The 19,722-nt window shown below is 69.2% G+C and carries 15 protein-coding genes; 11 read left to right on the top strand and 4 right to left on the bottom strand.

Features of this window, described 5'->3' with window-relative positions; genetic code table 11:
• Nucleotides 1-149 precede the first annotated feature (149 nt).
• On the bottom strand, nucleotides 150-1,016 hold the full coding sequence (locus LXT21_RS14815) for an alpha/beta fold hydrolase (protein ID WP_254038775.1): 867 nt from the start codon (nucleotides 1,014-1,016) through the stop codon (nucleotides 150-152).
• Nucleotides 1,017-1,228: 212 nt separating this feature from the next.
• Between LXT21_RS14815 and mltG the strand changes: the two genes are divergently transcribed.
• From mltG to LXT21_RS14835, 4 genes are all read left to right on the top strand, one after another.
• Nucleotides 1,229-2,245, top strand: coding sequence for an endolytic transglycosylase MltG (mltG, locus tag LXT21_RS14820; protein WP_254038776.1), 1,017 nt, complete (start codon nucleotides 1,229-1,231; stop codon nucleotides 2,243-2,245).
• 234 nt (nucleotides 2,246-2,479) lie between these two features.
• Complete coding sequence (locus LXT21_RS14825) at nucleotides 2,480-5,380, top strand: CBM96 family carbohydrate-binding protein (protein ID WP_254038777.1); 2,901 nt, start codon at nucleotides 2,480-2,482, stop codon at nucleotides 5,378-5,380.
• A gap of 307 nt (nucleotides 5,381-5,687) precedes the next feature.
• Complete coding sequence (locus LXT21_RS14830; protein WP_254038778.1) at nucleotides 5,688-8,558, top strand: CBM96 family carbohydrate-binding protein; 2,871 nt, start codon at nucleotides 5,688-5,690, stop codon at nucleotides 8,556-8,558.
• 174 nt (nucleotides 8,559-8,732) lie between these two features.
• On the top strand, nucleotides 8,733-9,272 hold the full coding sequence (locus LXT21_RS14835) for a hypothetical protein (RefSeq protein WP_254038779.1): 540 nt from the start codon (nucleotides 8,733-8,735) through the stop codon (nucleotides 9,270-9,272).
• Between the two features lie 76 nt (nucleotides 9,273-9,348).
• Here LXT21_RS14835 and LXT21_RS14840 read toward each other — a convergent pair whose 3' ends face one another.
• Complete coding sequence (locus LXT21_RS14840) at nucleotides 9,349-9,687, bottom strand: tellurite resistance TerB family protein (RefSeq protein ID WP_254038780.1); 339 nt, start codon at nucleotides 9,685-9,687, stop codon at nucleotides 9,349-9,351.
• Nucleotides 9,688-9,777: 90 nt separating this feature from the next.
• Between LXT21_RS14840 and LXT21_RS14845 the strand changes: the two genes are divergently transcribed.
• The 7 genes from LXT21_RS14845 (at nucleotide 9,778) to LXT21_RS14875 (ending at nucleotide 16,495) form a co-directional block, all read left to right on the top strand.
• On the top strand, nucleotides 9,778-10,287 hold the full coding sequence (locus tag LXT21_RS14845) for a GNAT family N-acetyltransferase (protein ID WP_254038781.1): 510 nt from the start codon (nucleotides 9,778-9,780) through the stop codon (nucleotides 10,285-10,287).
• Nucleotides 10,288-10,393: 106 nt separating this feature from the next.
• Nucleotides 10,394-11,791, top strand: a complete 1,398-nt coding sequence (gene selA / locus LXT21_RS14850) for an L-seryl-tRNA(Sec) selenium transferase (protein ID WP_254038782.1) — start codon at nucleotides 10,394-10,396, stop codon at nucleotides 11,789-11,791.
• Nucleotides 11,788-12,381, top strand: coding sequence for an HNH endonuclease (locus LXT21_RS14855; protein WP_254038783.1), 594 nt, complete (start codon nucleotides 11,788-11,790; stop codon nucleotides 12,379-12,381). Before selA ends, LXT21_RS14855 begins: the two co-directional genes overlap by 4 nt.
• Nucleotides 12,382-12,597: 216 nt before the next feature.
• Nucleotides 12,598-13,557 carry a P-loop NTPase gene (locus tag LXT21_RS14860; protein ID WP_254039113.1) on the top strand — a complete coding sequence of 320 codons (960 nt, stop codon included), beginning with the start codon at nucleotides 12,598-12,600 and terminating at the stop codon, nucleotides 13,555-13,557.
• Nucleotides 13,554-15,104 carry a helix-turn-helix domain-containing protein gene (locus LXT21_RS14865; RefSeq protein ID WP_254038784.1) on the top strand — a complete coding sequence of 517 codons (1,551 nt, stop codon included), beginning with the start codon at nucleotides 13,554-13,556 and terminating at the stop codon, nucleotides 15,102-15,104. Before LXT21_RS14860 ends, LXT21_RS14865 begins: the two co-directional genes overlap by 4 nt.
• Before the next feature lie 85 nt (nucleotides 15,105-15,189).
• Nucleotides 15,190-15,453, top strand: a complete 264-nt coding sequence (locus LXT21_RS14870) for a hypothetical protein (protein ID WP_046714254.1) — start codon at nucleotides 15,190-15,192, stop codon at nucleotides 15,451-15,453.
• Between the two features lie 10 nt (nucleotides 15,454-15,463).
• Nucleotides 15,464-16,495: an RluA family pseudouridine synthase gene (locus LXT21_RS14875; protein ID WP_254038785.1), complete on the top strand. Its 1,032-nt coding sequence runs from the start codon at nucleotides 15,464-15,466 to the stop codon at nucleotides 16,493-16,495.
• Here the strand turns inward: LXT21_RS14875 and LXT21_RS14880 are convergent.
• Nucleotides 16,476-17,786: an HD-GYP domain-containing protein gene (locus LXT21_RS14880; protein WP_254038786.1), complete on the bottom strand. Its 1,311-nt coding sequence runs from the start codon at nucleotides 17,784-17,786 to the stop codon at nucleotides 16,476-16,478. The genes LXT21_RS14875 and LXT21_RS14880 overlap by 20 nt on opposite strands.
• 3 nt (nucleotides 17,787-17,789) lie before the next feature.
• The gene (locus LXT21_RS14885) at nucleotides 17,790-19,553 is read right to left on the bottom strand and encodes a HEAT repeat domain-containing protein (RefSeq protein WP_254038787.1); all 1,764 of its coding nucleotides are present in this window, start codon (nucleotides 19,551-19,553) and stop codon (nucleotides 17,790-17,792) included.
• Nucleotides 19,554-19,722 lie beyond the last annotated feature (169 nt).

The raw sequence follows: 19,722 nt of genomic DNA on the forward strand, positions 1-19,722 counted from the left end.
TTGACCTCGAAGGGAGCCGAGGCCGGGGGGGTGTCTCCGTCGTGAACGGAAGTCAGACGTCCGCGCACCACTTTAATTCGGGGGGGTGCTGCTCCCGCATCAAGAAAAAGCAATGGGCCGCGCGAACGTGTCCGCGCGGCCCCGAGTCGTCAGCCTTGGATGAAGGCGAGCAGGTCCTCGTTGATGATGCCCTTGTTGACCGCGCACATGCCGTGGCTGAAGCCCGGGTAGACCTTGAGCTTCGCGCCCTTCACCAAGGTGGCGGTGAGCCGGCCCGCGCCGTCGATGGGGACGATCTGGTCGTCATCGCCATGCATGACCAGCGTGGGCACGTCGAACTTCGCCAGGTCCGCGCGGAAGTCCGTCTCCGAGAAGGCCTTGATGGTGTCGTACTCGGCCTTGATGGAGCCCATCAGTCCCTGCATGACGAACGTGTCACGAAGTCCCTCGGAGACCTTCGCGCCCGGGCGGTTGAAGCCGAAGAAGGCCAGGCTCAGCTCGCGGAAGAACGACGCCCTGTCATTGCGTACGCCCGCGCGGATGTCGTCGAACACCTTCATGGGGAGTCCATTGGGGTGCCAGTCCGTCTTGAGCATGATGGGCGGCACCGCGCCGATGAGCACCGCCTTCGCCACGCGCGAGGTGCCGTGACGGCCGATGTACCGGGCCACCTCGCCACCGCCTGTCGAGTGGCCCACGTGCACGGCCTTGTTCAACCCCAGCGCCGAGGTCAGGTCCGCGAGGTCGTCCGCGAAGTGGTCCATGTCATGGCCGCTCCACGGTTGTGAGGAGCGACCGTTGCCTCGCCGGTCATGCGCGATGGTGCGGTAGCCGCGGTCCGACAGGAACATCATCTGGTCCTCGAACGCGTCGGCCGACAGCGGCCAGCCGTGCGAGAAGACGATGGGCTGGCCATCCCGGGGGCCCCAGTCCTTGAAGTAGATCCGCGTGCCGTCGCGGGTGGTGAGGTAGCTGCCCGTGATCTTCCCGGCCCCTGTGGACGCTTGTGTCGCCATGGCGTGTCCTCGCGTTTCGGATGGGTGCAACCGTCGCGAAGATGGGGCCCGGCTCCAGGGGACGCCACGGAGCCCGGGCGCGCGGCCGGCCGGCGATTCGAGTGGCTGAGGCAGGGGGCTGCCTGGGCTGGCCAGCAGGGGAGCGCCTGGGAGCGGACATCCGATGACACGGAAGGATGCAGGCCGCGGCGTCGGTGCTACCCTGCGCCGCGATGAAGAAAGTCCTCGCGGCTCTGGCAGTGGTCATCGTGTTGGCGGTGGTGGCGGGTGTGGGCGCCTTCGTGGTGATGGAGGGGGCGGTCAACAAGGCCGTCGCCGCTCCGGGTGCACCCGTGGTGGAGTTCACCGTGCCCAAGGGCACCTCGGGCAGGGGCCTGGGCGGCCTGCTCGTCACGCAGGGGTTGCTCGCGGACACCAAGGTCTGGCGCTACCACCTGTTCCGTCGGGGTGGGTTCTCGCCCAAGGCGGGCCGCCATCCGGTGAGCCCGTCCATGACGGTGGCGGAGCTGGCGAAGGCGCTGGAGGGCAACCCGCTCCCGGACGACATCCCGTTCGTGGTGGTGGAGGGCTGGCGGCTGCGCGACACGGACGCGGCGCTCGTCGCGGCGAACCTCATCAAGCCGGGCGAGTACATCGCGGCGGCCAGCAACCCCAGCCGCTTCAAGGCGCCGTTCCCGCTGCCCGTCACCACGCTGGAGGGTTACCTCTACCCGGAGACGTACGGCATCATCCCCGGGGACGTGGACGTGGAGGACCTCATCCAGCGGCAGCTGGACGCGTTCGCCGCGCGCTTCTTCACGCCGAACAAGGACGCCATCGCCAAGAGCGGCCGTTCGCTGCACGAGGTGGTGGTGATGGCCTCCATGCTGGAGCGCGAGGAGCCGGTGCCGGCGCAGCGTCCGCTGGTGGCGGGCATCCTCTGGAAGCGCGTGGACAAGGGCTTCCCGCTCGGCGTGGACGCGACGTCGCGTTACGTGCTGGCGCAGTGGAATGACCGCAAGGAGTTCCTCAAGCGGCTGAGAGATCCCGAGGACCCGTACAACACGCGGCACCGCAAGGGCCTGCCGCCGGGGCCCATCGGCGCGCCCACGGTGGAGTCGCTCCAGGCCGCGATGGCGCCGAAGCCGAGCGAGTTCTGGTACTACCTGCACGACGCGCAGAAGAACCTGCACCCCTCGCGCAACGCGGACGAGCACGAGGCGCTGCGCAAGAAGTACAACGTGTACTGAGCCTGGAAGGCGCCCCCTTGCTCGTCAGGCGGGGGAGCGATGCCTCGGCTCCATCTGTCCTCGGGTGGCCAATCGCTGGCGCACCTGTTGCTCAGCCACCTCCCTCGTTGAACACGAGGGAGAGGTGTCGTGCGGCGCAAGACAGTCGGGGCGGTGGGGTGGGGGGTGGGTGTGGCGCTCGTGCTCCTGGGTGGGTGTGGGCCTTCCCAACATGGGGCACGGAGTTCCACGCCGGTGGTGGCCTCCCCGGACTCGAGCCCGGAGTCGAGTGACGAGGAGCTGGTCACCCGGACGGTGACGTTCGTCGCGGGCGCGGACACGCACGTGGTGGCGACGTCCCCGACGACGCGCTTCGGCGACTCGCCCACGCTGGAGGTGGGCCGCGCTCCCGAGTCCGAGGCGTACCTGCGCTTCTTCATCGCGCCCTTCACCGGGACGGTGACGACGGCGCGGCTGCGGGTGTTCGCGGTGGAGGGCTCGGCCGATGGCCCCACGGTGTTCGACCCGCCCGGCGTGCGTCCGTGGAACGAGCTGACGACGTGGGACAGCCGCCCGGACTGGGGCGGGTACTGGGGCGTGGTCAGCGCGGGCGCGGTGCAGAGCGGCACCTGGATGGAGTTGGACATCAGCGACATGTCCATCTCGCAGGGCAGCGACGTGGACGTGTTCCTGCGCGGGGACAGCACGGACGGCATGACGCTCGCGTCGAGCGAGCATCCCGACCCGGCTTTGCGTCCCCGACTGGTGCTCACCGTCGAATCCGCGTCGGACCATCCGCCGCCGCGCCCGGTACCGCTCACGGTGTCCGGTGCGCCGGTGTCCTTCGTCCCGAGCGCGGACACGTTCGTCTCCGAGGACGCGCCGGGCTCCTCGGAGGGGGGCGCGGAGCGGGCGCTGCGCGTGGGCTCGAGTCCGCGGCGTGAGGCACACCTGCGCTTCTCCGTGACGGGGCTGACGGAGACGGTGCAGCGCGCGGTGTTGCGCCTGCGGGTGGGCGCGGACGGCGCGGAAGGTGGCCCGTCTGTCTTCGGTACCCAGGGCCCGTGGAGCGAGTCGGGCCTGACGTGGAGCACGCGTCCGGCGCGGGTGGGCGGCACGTTGGACCGGGCGCCGTTCCTCGCGCCCTATGGCTTCGTCGAGTACGACGTCACGAACCAGGTGCGCGGCAACGGGGACGTCACCTTCGGGCTGTATGGCAACTCGGGGGACGAGGTGTCGTTCCACTCGCGCGAGGCCGCGGACCTGGAGCCCCGGCTGCTCGTGTGGGCCGGCGCGTCGCGCAGCGAGCCGGGCGACGACTGCCTGACGCGACAGGAGGTCATCGCGACCACCGTCCACCCGCTGAATGACACGTTTGCGACGCCGGAGACGCCGTCGACGAAGTACCACCGCGAGGCCTCGCTGCGCGTGGATGGGTCGCCGCGCGCGGAGGGCTTCCTGGACTTCGACGTGCAGCTCGGCGCGCAGCCCGTGCGCCGGGTGCTGCTGCGCCTGTATGCGTTGGATGCGTCGGCGAATGGCCCGCAGGTGTTCCCGGCGCAGCCGTTCGACGAGGCGACGACGGACTGGGCCCATCGTCCTGTCGTGAGGGGCGGCGCCCTGGCGGACCTGGGCGCGGTGACGCGCGACTCGTGGGTGGAGGTGGACGTGACGGACGTGGTGACGACGTCGGGGCGTCATGCCTTCGCGTTGGTGCCGGACTCGGCGGATGGGCTGCGCTTCGCGTCGTCCGAGGCCCGTGAACTCGGCATCCTCGACGCCGCGCCCCAGCTCGTCGTCGTCACCGACACGGCGCCGCGCTGCTCGTATCGGGGCACGAAGCCCTCGGGGACGACGGCGTGGGTGAAGCAGTCCACGGCGGTGGAGGCGGAGCGCTCGCAGCACACCGCGCCCGCGCCGGGTGGAGGCTTCGTCGTCCTCAGTCACCAGGAGCAGACGCGAGATGCGCCTGCTTCAGCCGAGCGGACGGACGTCCTCACGCTGCACCGCGAGGACGGGAGCGTGGTGTGGACGCGCGCCTTCTCGCAGGCGCAGGTCCACTTCTCGAAGGTGGCGGTGACGGCGCAGGGGCACGTGCTCGCCGCGGGTTCCTATGCCGGGACACCGGACCTCGGGACGGGCGCATTGCCCCAGGGCACCGGCATGTTCGTGCTGGAACTGACGGCGTCGGGCGCGGTGGAGTGGACGCGGGGCTTCACCGCGTGGTTCCAGCGAGCCGACGAGCGGCTCGACAACCCGATGCAGGTGCTCGACCTGGCCACGGACGCGCAGGGCGGCGCGGTGCTGGTGGGCACGTTCTGGGGCTACACGGACTTCGGCGCGGGGCCTGTCTACTCCGGCAAGCCGTTCCCCTATGACGACACGTATCCGAACTCGTACGTGCTGAAGCTGGACGGGCAGGGGGGCTACCAGTGGGCGAGGCTGCTCCTGGCGGACACCCTGCGTGGCACGCTGGCGACGAGCGTGGCGGTGGATGCCGGCGGCAACGTCACCGTGGGCGGCTGGGCGGGGAGGGCGACGGACTTCGGCGATGGGCCTCTCGCGCAGAGCGGTCCCTTCGTGGCGCGGTGGGACGCGAGCGGTGCGTATCGCTGGGCGCGGCTCATCCCGGTCTATTTCAGCAGCCTGAAGGCGTTGGCCGTCTTGCCCGACGGTGGCGTGGCGTTCATCGGGGACTTCGGTGGACGCTTCGACTTCGCGGGCCAGTCGTACGCGAGCCGCGAGCCCGACGAGTACGACGGTGGGCTGCGGGACACGATGCTCGGTCGGCTGAGCGCCACGGGGGCGGACGTGGTGCTGCGCACGTTCCGTCAGCTGACGTTTCGAGACCTCATCGTCGACGCCGAGGGGCACCTGGTGACGACGCAGGCGGGCGGCGGAGGTCTGCTGGGCCTGGGGGACGTCGGCCCGTTGGAGTCGGAGGCGCCGTACCGGCCCACGGTGGCCAGCTTCACTGCCTCGCTGGAGACGCGTTGGGTCCGGGTGTTCGACCTGCTCCAGTCGAACCTCCTCACGCCGCTGCCGGGCGGTATCCTCTTCACCGGGGACCTGGTCAACACGTTCGAGGTGGATGGCGTCTGGTACACGCCGACGTCACGCCGCTCGGATGTGTTGCACCTGATGCTGCGTCTTTAGGGTTTGGGATGGCACCCAGACGTGCTGTTCACCACCGCTCGGTCCAGTGACCGGGCGGTCGCATTTTTCCGGCAATGACATCCACTCCAGGTCATTCAATGGCTCGCACGCGTTGGCGCAGCTGTTGCTTTCCCAATGCAATGGCAGCACGCGAGGGAGAGGTCACGTGAACCGGTGGACAGTGGGTGCAATGGGTTGGAGTCTGGGAGTGGCACTTTTCTTCCTGAATGGGTGCGGAAGTGCCCAACCAGGAACAGGGGTTGACCCGGAGACGGGGAGCAGCGCGCAGGAGCTCGTCACGCAGACCGTGGCGATTGTCGCGGCGGCGGATACGTATGTGTCGGCGGCCTCGCCGGCGACGAGCTTCGGCTCGCAGCCGACGATGGAGGTGGACCGGTCCCCTGAGTCGGAGGCGTATCTGCGCTTCTTCGTCGCTCCGGTGGACGGCACCATCACCACCGCCCGGTTGCGTGTGTATGCCTTGGATGGCTCGGCGGATGGGCCCACGGCGCACGACCCTCGCATCGGGGGACGGGCCTGGAACGAGCTGACGACCTGGAACACACGGCCGACGCGGGATGGATTCTCCGCGTTGAGCAGCGCGGGGGCCGTGGCCAGCGGTACGTGGATCGAACTGGACATCACCGACCTGCACATCTCCACGAGCGCCTTCACGGACGTCCATCTGGTGGCCGACAGCACGGACGGCGTGACGATTGCGTCGAGCGAGCACCCGAACACGTCCCTGCGTCCCCAACTGGTCCTCACCGTCCAGTCCGCCAAGGACCACCCCCCGCACCCCGCGCTGCCCATCACGGTGTCGAGCCCTCCGGTGGTCTTCCCCGCGAGCGACGACACCTATGTCTCCGCCGACGCGCCCACGTCCACCGAGGGTGGTTTCGACACGGACCTGTGGGTGAGGCAGTCGCCCGAGCGCGAGGTGCACCTGCGCTTCGACGTGCTGGGCCTGACGGAGTCGGTGCAGCGCGCGGTGCTGCGGATGCACGTGGGCCTGGATGGGACGATGGGTGGACCGGCGGTCTACGCGACGCAGGGGCCCTGGAGCGAGATGAGCGTCTCCTGGAACACCCGGCCCACGAAGGTGGGCGCGGAGGTCGACCGGCTGCCCTACCTCTCGCCCTCCGGGTACGTGGACTACGACGTCACGGACCTGGTGCGTGGCAACGGCAACTTCACCTTCGGCGTGTATGCGACGTCGGGTGACGCGGTGACCTTCTTCTCGGGGGAGCACTGGGAAGGCATTGGCCCGGAGCTGCTCGTGTGGACGGGGGCCTCCAGGGCCGCGCCGACCGATGCGTGCATGACGCGCCGGGAGGTCGTCTCGAAGGTGACGGAGCTCCGGCACGACACCTATGTGAGCGCGGACCGCCCGACGACGACGTTCCACCGGGAGGCGTCGGTGCGCGTGGATGGCTCGCCGGGGATGAACGGCTTCCTGGAGTTCGACGTCCAGCTCGACGCCGCGCCGGTGCGTCGCGTGCTGCTCCAGCTCTACGCGCTGGAGGCGACGGACAACGGGCCGCTGCTCTACCAGGCGCAGCCGTTCGACCCGGCGACCGCGACCTGGCAGAACCCGCCCGCGATGACGGCGTTGGTGGGCGACGCGGGCGCGGTGAAGAAGGACCAGTGGGTGGAGTACGACGTGACGAGCGTGGTGACGACCTCGGGGCGGTACGCCTTCGGACTGCTCGCGGACTCCTCCAATGCGTCGAGCTTCGCGTCGAGGGAGGCCAGCGCGAAGGGCCTGCTGGACGCGGCGCCCCGGCTGGTCGTCGTCACGCAGAGCGAGCCGTTCTGCTCGTACCGGGGCACGCAGCCCTCGGGGACGACGGCGTGGGTGAAGCAGACGAACAATGCCTCGGCGGAGCGCGCGCGGGACACGGCGCCCGCGCCGGACGGTGGCTTCGCCGTCGTGGGCACCCAGGCCCAGACGCGGGACGGTGAGTCCTGGGCCGAGCAGACGGATGTCGTGACGCTGCACCGGGCGGATGGCTCCGTGGCGTGGCGACTGACGTTCACCCAGCCCGACGTGGAGCTGCGCAAGGTGACGGTGACCACGCTGGGCAACGTGCTCGTCGCGGGGGAATACCGAGGCGCTCCGGACCTGGGCAAGGGCGCGCTGCCTCGGGGCACGGGCATGTTCGTGATGAAGCTGACGCCGTCGGGCGCGGTGGACTGGACGCGCGGCTACACGGCGTATTTCCGCCGGGACGACGAGCTCCTCGACAACCCCATGTTCGTGCACGACCTGGCGACGGACGCACACGGCAGCGCGGTGTTGACGGGTGGCTTCTGGGGCAAGACGGACTTCGGTGGCGGTGAGGTCGACGCCGGCAAGCCCTTCCCCTACGACGACGAGTACCCGAACTCCTTCGTCCTCAAGCTCCAGTGGGACGGCGCCTACCAGTGGGCGCGCGTGCTGAAGACGAACGCGATGCGGGGCACGCAGGCGGTGAGCGTCGCGGTGGACGCGCAGGAGACCATCACCGTGGGCGGCTGGGCGGGGCCGGGCACCGACTTCGGCTCGGGCGCGCTCGCGCAGGGTGGGGTGTTCGTGGCGCGCTGGAGCGTGACGGGAGCCCCCCTGTGGCAGTGGCTGTTGCCGACGTCCTACGACACGGTGTTCGCGGACGTGCGCCAGGTGGCGGTGCTGCCGGATGGGGGTGTGGCCTTCACGGGTGACTTCGATGGCCGCTTCACCTTCGCGGGAACCCCGTACGCCAGCGCCGAGCCGGACGATTCCTACGATGGACCGCGCGAACCGTTCCTGGGCCGGCTCACCGCCACGGGCGCGGAGCTGACGCTGCGGCAGTTCCCGCTGAGCACGACGAACGCCTATGGTCTGGGCTCGCTGGTCGCGGATGCCAACGGGAACCTGTTCACGGTCCAGGCGGGGAACGGGGGCCTGTTGGGCCTGGGCACCGTGGGGCCGCCGGAGACGGTGGCGCCGGAGCGACCCACCGTGGCCAGCTTCTCGCCGACGCTCCAGACGCGCTGGGTGAGGGTGTTCGAGCCGCTCCAGCTCCCTCGGCTGACGGCGGTGACGGGCGGTGTGGTGCTGACGGGAGAGCTGGGACAGTCCATCGAGCTGGAGGGCACCTGGTACACGCCGACCTCGCGCCGGCTGGACCTGCTGCACGTCAAGCTGAGGCCATGAGCGACGGGTGACCGCCGGGGGTGTGACCGTCCGTGCTTGTGCGTGCGGGCGGTCACCTGCCCTGGGGGCGACGAGGCGAGCCACCTGTCCATTGGCGCGCGTTCGTCATGTTCGTGGGGGATGGTCTCTTCCTGCTTCCCGGGAACGGGATTCGCGATATGGACGGAGGGGTACATGACTCCTTTCCCCAAGAAGCTCCAAGATCGTGCAGAGGCCCTCGAGGCCGCGGATGAGCAGCTCACCACGTTGGACGAGGACGGCCTCCTGGCCGCGCCCGTCGATATCTTCTCGATGCTACGGGATGGCATCGACCTCCACGAATCCCTGAAGGACACCTCCCGGACCTTCGCCTCGGGCGAATGCGTGGTGGTGACGGGGAACGTGGATGTGGAGACGCTGGTGTTGAAGGGGCCGGGCGGGATGCTCGTCCTCGGTGACCTGAGGGTCGGCACGGCGGAGCTCCACGCCAACGTGCTCGTGCTGGGGAACTGTGACATCTCCGAGCGCGTCGTCGGACACGACGAGCCGAACACGCTCACCGTGCTGGGTGAGGTTCAGGGCGGCCGGGCGGAGATGCAGAAGCAGTTCATCATGCAGTTCCTCGGCGGCGGCAAGCTGACGGCGCTGGTCGACAGCGAGGGTGGCGCGGCGGAGCTGCTCGAGCTGCTGAGCGGCGCGGGCAGTGAGCTGGAGGTCGACGAGGTCGACCCGTAAGTCGTGCAGGGAGCCCGCCGGGACGTACTCCACGTCCCGGTGGTCCCGCATGGAGGCTCGGGCGCGTGGCGTGGTGTCAGGCCGCCACGCCGAGCAGCTCGCGCAGCTGGCGCAGCATCTCGATTTCGCTCGGGTGGATGTGCCCGTCGCTGGCGATGAGGTCATGCGCCGCGTCGATGACGGCCTTCGGGTGGGCCTTGAGGATGCCCAGGTTGGGCGCGGGCAGCGGCGTGCCGTTCTGCAGGCACTTCGCCAGCTGCTCCAGGTCCGGCAGGGGAACGCTCATCCCCCGGGCGGTGGCCATGATGTGGTCGATCTCCTCGCGGCTGACCCCGTCGTCTCCGCTGGCGACCTGGAGCAGCAGCTTGAGGACTTCAATCTGGAAGCGGGCGTCGGGGCTTGAGGCGGTGGACATCCTTGGTACATCCTCCGAGGTGGGCTCGCGAGCGGGCGCGACACATGTATCGCTCCTACAAGTGCACGGGCTGCGCGGAGAAAGCTTCTCATGAAAGTGGTGGAGACGGAGCGGCTGGTCCTGCGTCGCGTGACGCATGAGGACGCCGCTTTCATCCTGGGGATGTTGAACGAGCCCTCGTGGCTGCGTTTCATTGGAGACCGTGGCGTGCGCACCCTCGAGGCCGCCCACGACTACATCAAGACGGTGCCCCTGACGCAGTACGCCCAGCTCGGCTACGGGCTGTACCTGGTGGAGGGCCGGAAGGACGGCGCGTCCATGGGGCTGTGTGGCCTGCTCAAGCGCGACGCGCTGGAGCACCCCGACATCGGCTTCGCGTTCATGCCGGCCTACTGGAACCAGGGCTACGCGCGAGAGGCCGCCGAGGCGGTGCTGCGCCACGCGCGGGAGGACCACGCGATTTCGCGCATCGCCGCCATTGTCTCCAAGGACAACGTCAGCTCCATCAAGCTGCTGGAGCGGCTGGGCCTGCGCTTCGAGCGGTACATGCGACTGCCCGGCGCCAGCGAGGACATCAGCCTCTATCTGACGGCGCCATGAGTCGAGCGGGGAATCCAGGAAGAAGCCCGCGCGTGAGCGGGACGTCACCTGGCTGACACCCCCGCTGGATTGGCGTGCGGGCCGCGCGTCTCCTAGACTCGCGAGCGTGGGCCCCCCGTCGAACAGCGTAGACGGCGGGAAGAACGCGCTGCTGCGCGCACTCCCCTCCATCGAGCAGCTCCTGCGACGGCCGTCGCTGGAACCGCTGCTGTCCGGTGTTCCCCGCGCCAGGGCCGTGTCCGCGCTGCGTCTGGCGGTGGACCGCGTGCGCGCGCGGCTGCTCCAGGGCGACGCGCGCCCCTTCGACGACGCGGACGTGGGCGACGCGCTGAGCACGTTGTCCACGCCGGGGCTGCGCGCGGTGCTCAACGCCACGGGCGTGGTGCTGCACACCAACCTGGGGCGCGCGCCGCTCGCGCCGGAGGCGGTGGCGCGGGTGGCCGAGGTGGCGCGGGGCTACTCGAATCTCGAGTACGACCTGGACGAAGGCGAGCGGGGCAGCCGCTACGCGCCGGTGGTGGGGCTCTTGCGTCAGCTCACCGGCGCGGAGGACGCGCTCGTCGTCAACAACTGCGCGGGCGCGGTGCTGCTCGTGCTGGCCGCGCTGGCGTCCGGCCGCGAGTGTGTCGTGTCGCGCGGGGAGCTGGTGGAGATTGGCGGAGGCTTCCGGGTGCCGGACGTCATGCGGCAGTCCGGCGCGCGGCTCGTGGAGGTGGGCACCACCAACCGCACGCGGCTGTCCGACTACGCGGCCGCGGTGGGCCACGACACGGGCCTCCTGGTGAAGGTGCACCGCTCCAACTTCGCGGTGGTGGGCTTCACCGAGGAGGCGAGCGTGGGAGCGCTCGCGACGCTGGGCCGCGAGCGCGGGGTGCCCGTGTTCCAGGACCTGGGGTCGGGGGCGCTGGTCCCCATGGTGGGGGAGGGGATGGGGCAGGAGCCCACGGTGGCGCAGGTGGTCGCCGAGGGCGCGGATGTGGTGGCGTTCTCGGGGGACAAGCTGTTGGGGGGACCGCAGTCGGGCGTGGTGGTGGGGCGCTCGGCGTTGCTCGCGCGCATCAAGGCGCATCCGCTCACCCGGGCGTTGAGGGTGGACAAGCTGACGGTGGCCGCGTTGGAGGCCACGCTGGAGTTGTATCGGGACGGCAAGCCAGGGGCCGTGCCCACGTACAGACTGCTCGCCCAGTCGTCCCAGGAACTGCGCGCCCGTGCGCTGCGGCTGAAGGACCTGTTGGCCGAGCAAGGTGTGAGTGCCCGAGTGGACGGGGTGGTGGGACAGGTGGGCGGGGGCGCCATGCCGCTGGCCCGGTTGCCTTCCTTTGCGTGCATCCTCAACGTGGGTGCACCGGAATCTTTCCTCGAGCGCCTGCGCGCCGGCGGAATGCCGGTTATTGGCAGGATCGCGGATGGCGAGGCGGTCCTCGACGTCCGCTGTCTCGCGGAGGAGGAGCTCAGGTCGGTCGCCGAAGGGGTGGCGACCGCAAGTCCCGGGAAACCACCATGATCAACAGCGCCGTCCTCGTACTCAACCGGTATTACCAACCGGTGCATGTCACGTCGGTGAAGCGTGCCTTCAGCCTGTTGTATCAGGGCGTCGCCAAGGCCATCGACGCGCAGTACCGGCTCTACGAGTTCGATGATTGGGCGGCGCTGAGCGCCACCAATGACTGCATCACCACCATCAACCGGACCATCCGCGTCCCCCGGGTGCTGGTGCTCAGCGCGTATGACCACCTGCCCCGAGGGCGGGTGCGCTTCTCCCGGCTCAACATCTACGCGCGCGACGCGGACACCTGTCAGTACTGCGGGAAGAACCTGCCGCGCAGCGAGCTGAACCTGGACCACGTCATGCCCCGTACGCAGGGGGGCAAGACGACGTGGGAGAACGTCGTGTGCTCGTGTGTGCCCTGCAATCTGAAGAAGGGCGGGCGCACGCCGGATCAGGCGGACATGCGGCTCTTGAAGAAGCCGGTGCGCCCGCGCTGGACGCCGTTGTTCCGGGGCGCCACGCGCAAGGTGACGTATCAGGAGTGGTTGCCGTTCCTGCACCTGGCGGACGCCTCGTATTGGAACGTGGAGCTCCTGGACGAGTAGGGCGCCCGAGCGCTTGTTCACTGGCCTGCCTGGCGAACCCTGTAAAATGGGGTGTCGCGGGGTGAGCCATGCTCGGGTTGATCCACGAAGTGGCCACGGATTGGCGGGGAGTCGACTCGGGCGGTAGGACGGGCTTTGATGCCCCTGCCCATGTCCAAGTCCCCGCGAGCGCCCCAGGCCGATGCCCGTGCCCTGGGGACCCCGACCGCCGAGCCGGTGGCCCCCGGGCCTCCAGGGGTTGGCGGCGCTCGACAGCGGCCCCGGCGCATCATCGCGGTGGGCGGCGGCAAGGGTGGCATCGGCAAGTCGATGGTGTCCGCCAACCTGGGCGTGGCGTTGGCCCAGGCGGGGCTGAACGTGCTCCTGGTGGACGCGGACCTGGGCGGGGCGAACCTGCACACGTGCCTGGGGGTGGGGCAGCCGGAGGCGACGCTGTCCGACTTCCTGCGGCGCAACAAGGCGCGGCTCGAGGACGTCATCGTCCCCACGGGCGTGCCCCGGCTGTCGCTCATCGCGGGCGCGCAGGACGCGCTGGACGCGGCGAACCTCAAGTACGCGCAGAAGCAGAAGCTGCTCAAGACGCTGATGGGCGCGTCGGCGGACTACCTCATCCTGGACCTGGGCGCGGGAACCAGTTTCAACACCATCGACTTCTTCATCCTGGCGGACCACGGGTTGCTGGTGGTGTTGCCGGAGCCGACGTCGGTGGAGAACGCGTACCGCTTCGCGAAGGCGGCGTTCTTCCGGCGGCTGCAGCAGATGGAGGCGGAGTACGGCATCCAGGACCTGGTGGACAGCGCGCTCACCACCCGGGAGGGCTCGCTGAGAACGCTGCATGACGTGCTGGCGCAGGTGCGCAACAAGGACCCAGCGGGTGCGGAGCGACTGGAGCGGGAGCTGGCCGAGTTCCGCATCCGGCTGGTGGTGAATCAGGCGCGCACGGACGCGGACCTGAACGTGGGTGCGGCGGTGGCCTCGGCGTGGAAGAAGTTCTTCGGCATCGCGATGGATGACCTGGGCGCCATCCGGTATGACGATGAGGCATGGCGCGCGGTGCGAAAGCGGCGCCCCGTGCTCATCGAACGTCCCGACGCCCCGGCCGCCCTGGCCATCCAACGAATCGCCTCACGACTGCTCGCCCTCGACGCGACCCCCGACCCCTCGTCTTCACCATGAAGCCCTTCGCGCAGCAGACCTATTACGAGCTCCTGGAGGTCCCGGTCACAGCGCCCATGGAGGAGATTCGCGCCGCGTACTCCCGACTCATGGAGCTGTATGCGCCGGACTCCATCGCCGTGTACGCGCTGGTGGAGCCGGACCAGGTGGATGCGCTCCGCGCCCGGATGACCGAGGCGATGGAAATCCTCACGGATGTGGACCTGCGCGGTGAGTATGACCGTGACCTGGGTCTGCCCGCGCCCTGGGGCACGGTGAAGGCGCCCGAGGCAGGCGTGGTGGCTCGCGCGGCCGAGGCGCTGGCGAGCGCGGTGGAAGAGGGGAAGAAGCGTGAGCCCGAGGAGGAGGCTCCGGCCCTGAGTGGGCCCGAGGCGTTCCGGGCGAGCTTCGTCAGCGGATACTCGTTGTCGTATGTGACGAGCTCCCTGCAGTCCGTGCCGCTCGTCGGCGGGCTGGTGGATGTGCCCGCCTCGCTGAGCGTGGGCGCGGAGGCGCAGGCCTCGTCGTCGGCGACGGAGGCTGTGTCGTCCGGCTCGAAGGCCGTGAGCACGGTGGAGCAGGGGGCCGCGCAGAGCGTGCCTCGGCAGGAGCACGTGTCCGCTGCGGAGCAGGCTCGGGTTGCCGCGGTCCCGGTCCCGCCCGAGGTCTCGCCGTCGGTGGAGTCCGCGCCTGTTGCGGCGCCTCCGGTCGCGGTCGCTCCGTCTGCGCCTGTCGTCTCGGCTCCGGCTGTGGCCGCGGCGCCCGTGGAGCCGGCTCCTGTCGCCGCTCCCGTGGTCTCGGCGCCGGTCGTCGTCGCGCCGCCGGTGGTGGCGACTCCCGTTGCCTCGGCGCCGCCCATGGAGCAGGTCCCCGTCGCCGCTCCCGTGGCCGCGGCACCTCCCGTGGAGTTGAACCCCGTCGCCGCTCCCGTGGCCTCGGCACCTCCCGTGGATCCATCCCCGGCCACGCCGGCTTCCGTCGCCCCGGTGATCTCCGCTCCGCTCCCCGTGGCCGCGAGCCCGGACGTCCCTGCGTCCGTGCCGACCCAGCCCTCGGAGCCCGTCACGTCCATCGTCGTGGCCCAAGCGCCCTCCCGGACCCCGGAGCCCGCTTCGACCCCCGTGACGCGTCCCGTCGGGCCGGCGGCGCCCCCGCCCGTGTCCTCCTCGCAGAACCGCGTCTCGGCGGGGCGGCAGCTGAGCGAGGCGCAGGTGCTCGCCCAGGACTCGGCCATCGCCACGGCGGAGGCGGCGCTGGCCCAGGTCGCGGCCCGGACTCGCGAGCCCCGTCCCCGTCTGCCGGACATCCCCGCCGACGCCGAGTTCAACGGCGAGCTGCTGCGCAGGGTCCGCGAGACCCGGGGCTACACGCTCCAGCAGGTCGCCGACCGCACCCGCATCTCGTCGCGTCACCTGGAGAACGTGGAGGCGGACCGCTACACGGCGCTGCCCGCCCAGGTCTACCTCCGCGGCATCCTCATGAACCTCGCCCGGGAGCTCGGGCTGGATCCGCTCCGGGTGTCCAGGAGCTACCTGGGCTTGGCTTCTGAGAAGTCAGGCAAGAAGTAACGCCGCCCTGGCGGGGGGGCCGACTTTTGCTGGTACCACAAGGAAAGTTGACTCCCCTCCGAGCGGTGCCTATGTAGGAAAGACGATGACGGACGAGGAAAAGATCAAGGCGATGCGGCTCGCCCGTGCGATTGCCTCGGATATCTCGCTCTACAACGAGCAGAAGATCATCAAGGGTATCGAGCAGGACAACCTCTTCGAGGTCCTCAAGGAGGAGCTGGAGGAGGGCCGAGAGCTCTACAAGAGCCGCGTCAGCCAGGAAGTCTTCACCACGGCGAACTTCTTCGAGCGCGCCATCAACGACATCGTCCTGCGCTCCAAGGCGCACGTGAAGTCGAAGATCTGGTAGTCCGCTCCCTGTGGCAGCGCCCGACACCCGAGAGCATCGCGCCCCGCCGGAAGCCCGCGGAGAGCGCATCGACCAGTATCTCGCGGGCGTCTTCACCGACCTGACCCGCTCCCGCATCCGGGGACTCATCGACGACGGGCACGTGCTCGTCGCCGGCAAGCCCGTGAAGGCGGCGATGCGTCTGCGCGGTGGTGACACGCTCACCCTCCATGTCCCGCCTCCCGTAGCCGCCGTCCCCAAGGCCGAGGAGCTGCCCCTGTCCCTGCTCCACGAGGACAAGGACCTGGTGGTCGTGGACAAGGCCGCGGGCATGGTGGTGCACCCCGGCGCGGGCCACGCCTCCGGCACCCTGGTCAACGCGCTCCTGCACCGCGTGAAGGACCTGGCCGGCGTCGGCGGCGAGCTGCGCCCGGGCATCGTCCACCGGCTCGACAAGGACACCACCGGCTGCCTCGTGGTGGCGAAGAACGAGCAGGCCCTCGTCGCGCTCCAGAAGTCCTTCAAGGGGCGCGAGGTCTCCAAGACGTACCTCGCCCTCGTGCACGGCGCGCCCCCGGCGGAAGGGCGCATCGAGACGCTCTACGGCCGTCACCCCGTGCACCGCCAGCGCTTCACCGGCAAGGTGCGCGAGGGCAAGCCCGCAATCACCTTGTTCCGCACGCTCGCGTCCTTTGACGGCGCGGCCCTGGTGGAGGTGGACCTGCTCACCGGCCGCACGCACCAGATTCGCGTGCACCTGGCCGAGTCGGGCCACCCACTGCTGGGAGACACCCTCTACGGCGCCGGCCGCAAGCCCAAGGGCGAGGCCGGTTCCGCGCAGGAGCGGCTGGGCCGGCAGGCCCTGCACGCGTGGAAGCTGGCCTTCGCGCACCCGCGCACGGGCAAGGCGCTGTCGCTGGAGGCCCCGATTCCGGAGGACTTCTCCGCGGCGCTCGCGCTGCTCCGAGGCCCCGAAGCGCCCCCGGTGGCGGAGGCGAAGAAGGCCCCCGCCCGCAAGAAGGCGGCGACGAAGAAGCGCGCGGCTACAGCCCGGAAACGCTGAGCGACTGCTGTCGCTTGCTCAGCACCTTCACCGGCTGGATGGCCATGACGCGCATGAAGACCTCGAGCAGCTCGGGGTCGAACTTGTTGCGCATCTCCGTCCACATCAGCATCAGCGCGACTTCCGGTCCGTAGGCATCCCGGTACGGACGCTTGGACGTGAGCGCGTCATACGCGTCGCAGATGGCGATGATCTTCGCGTACGCCCCCAGGTTCGTCTTGGGGATGATCATCTGGATGTTGCCGCGTGAGTCGCGCACCGCGGTGCCGAAGTCCGTCTTGTGCTCGAACGTCGTCACCACGCGCAGCAGCGTGGAGCGGCTGAAGCCCTTCTCCATGAGGATGTTGCGCACGGAGATGAGCGGCGCGCGCTGCACCGCCACGCGCTCCTCGGGCGTCAGCGCGCCGCGCTTGGTGGCCAGCTCCTCCGGCAGCGTCGTCATGCCCGCGTCGTGGAACAGCGCGATGTAGCCCAAGTCGCGCAGCTGCGGCTTCGTCAGCCCCAGCTCCGCGCCGAAGACGATGCTCATCAGGCACACGTTGACCTGGTGGTACACGAGGTACTCGTCCTCGCGCCGCATCGTCGTCATGCCCAGGAAGTGTGTGCGCTGGTCGTAGCTGATGTCCACGAAGTCCTGCACCAGCCGCAGCGCCTTGGAGGCGTTGATGGGCTTGCCCGCGCGCACCGACTCCAGGTACTTGGAGAGGAAGAACACCGAGCGGGCGTAGACGGTCATCGCGTACTTCTTGCGATCGACCTTCTGGTCGCCCGGGTTGTTCATGTCCTTGTCCAACTTCTCCTTGAGCTTGGAGAACTTGGCCACGCGCATGTTGAGCAGCTTGCGGCCGGACAGCCCGTCCTCTTCGGCCTGGGTCGTCTGCTCCTTGCTGAAGATCCAGATGAAGTTCTTCAGCTCCGGCACCGTCACCGGCTTGGTGAGGGTGAAGCCGCCCACGTCCTTGCCGCGCATCTCCGCCAGGAGGTAGCGCTGGTTCTCGATGGAGTTGAGGTCCACCTTCACCAGCATGCCGTTCAGGTAGAACGAGTCCTTGACGCCCGCGAGCTCCAGTCGGCCTTCCTTGCCGATGATTTGATTGATGATGTCCTGGAGCTGGTGCAGCGGCTTCTGGAAGACGGCGTTCTCGGGGTCATACATCTTCACCGAGCGCACGAGCATGTAGAGGCCGGCCACCATGGCGCGCGAGAGCGACTGGAGCTTCTCGTTGTGCTCGCGCCCGAACTCGCTGGTGCTCTCGTCCTGGCTCTGCGTGATCTTGAGATTCTCGGCCATGGCTCAGTTCTCCTCCGGCAGTGCCGAGTCCCCGAACAGCGTCTTGCGTGTCTGGTACATCGCCTTGCGACCCGCGGTGAGCAGCTCCACCGGCTGGTTGCGGTCCTCGACGACGGCTTGCAGCATCTTGTAGCTCTGGATGGAGCACGCGCCCGCCAGCCCCGCCACGGCCAGCATCTTGTCCTCCAGCACCCGCCGCTTGTTGAGCAGGGAGGGCTTCACCGCGAGCAGCTGCTGCATGTGCGAGAGCGCGCCCGGCGTGCCCGTGGCGCCCACCGCCGTGTAGAAGGCCGTGCGCTCATCGGGCGTCTTCTTGTCGAAGGTCGGCTCGCGGATGAGGCGCATCAAATCCGAGAACGCCTTGTCGCGGTCGAACTCCGGCAGCATCCGGGCCGCGAGCATGCGCACCTGCGACACGGGGTCCGCCAGCGCCTCGGCCACCAGCCGGCGCGCCTCGCCGGTGCGGCCACGGCCGATGATGCCGAGCACCTCCAGCTTCACCACCAGGTTGGGGCTCTTGAGCACCTGGCCGAACATCTTGATGCGCTCGGGGTGGTTGCTCTTCTCCAGGATGTAGACCATGTCGCGCACCGTCTGGGGACGGTCCGACGTGAGCCGCGCCACGAAGGGCTCCGGCGTCTCCCGCGCGACGACGGCCAGCGCGTCGCACAGCAGCGCGCGGTTCTCGGGAATCTCCAGCGTCTCCAGCACGGTGAGCAGCGGGATGACGGAGTCGCGCCCCAGCGCCTGCAGGTAGCGCGTCACGTCCTGCGGCTGCTTGGGCCGCGCGCCCTTGAGCGACTCGCCCAGGCGCATCAGCCGCTGCTCCTCGCCCATCCTGTGCAGGAACGACTCCAGCAGCTTCTCCAGCGACTGTCCGCTGTCCTTCTGCGACAGCGCGCGCAGCTTGAGGACGATTTGGTTGATGGTGCCGAAGTCGTCCTGGAGCAGGAGCATGTCCAGCAGCTGCACGAAGATCTCCTCGAGCAGCGTGCCGTCCTCCACGCCTCCTTCGACGACCTGGAACACGGCGCTCACCAGCTTGGGGAACAGCCGCGAGCCTTCCTCCTCCATCACCTCGCGCTGCAGCCGGGCCTTCAGCTCGTCCGACGCGTGGCGACCGCCGACGACCAGGCCGCGAATCTGCTCCACGCCGTCCATCTTCGCGTCCAGGTCCTCCGCGGACACGCGCGCGAAGCGCAGGTAGTCATCCGAGTTCGTCTGCAGGCGCGAGTAGAGGTAGCCCACCACCTTGTCCACCTCGACCTGCACCTCCTCCTCGCTGGCGTTCTCCATGGAGAAGCCTTCCACCACCACGTACTCCACATGCTCCATGCCCGCGCGCCACAGCTGCGCCAGCACGTCGTCCGCGCCGCGCTCGGGCTCGGACAGGGAGATGAGCGTGAAGGTGGTCAGCTCCTCCACCGTGAGGCCGGGGCGGAAGATGAGCTGACGGATGCCGTCGCGGTAGAACTTGTAGGGGAGCGGCGTGTCCTCGGAGAAGAGCGAGTCGTTGTGGAGCGTGAGGTTCTGCTGCTCCACCTTCAACGACAGCGGTCCGTTCTTCTCCGTGTATTGGGAGATGGCCTCCAAGGCCTTCGAGAGGAACTCGGGGAAGCGAGCCTCGTTGTGGCGGTACATGCCGATCTGCTTGATGCCCTTGAGGAGATGGAACGCGAACGTGCGCGCCATCTCCACCTTCTCTCGGACCTCCGGAGACTGCTCGGCGTCCGTGCTCGCGTCCTGGGTCTTTTGGGGCTGGGCCATGCGTCTGCAACTCTCCGCTCGGGCGGTATCACCAGCCTACTCCGAAATCCTCAGAAGCCCCAGCCGGCGGCGGTAGGAACTACGAGGACTTGGAGAGAGATGGGTCTACCCCGACACGGTCGTACAGGGATTCCCCAGTAAGAGCCGGGAGCTGGGCTCCGTCGCGCCG

This window comes from Myxococcus guangdongensis (genome assembly GCF_024198255.1).
In the GTDB taxonomy this organism is placed as follows: domain Bacteria; phylum Myxococcota; class Myxococcia; order Myxococcales; family Myxococcaceae; genus Myxococcus; species Myxococcus guangdongensis.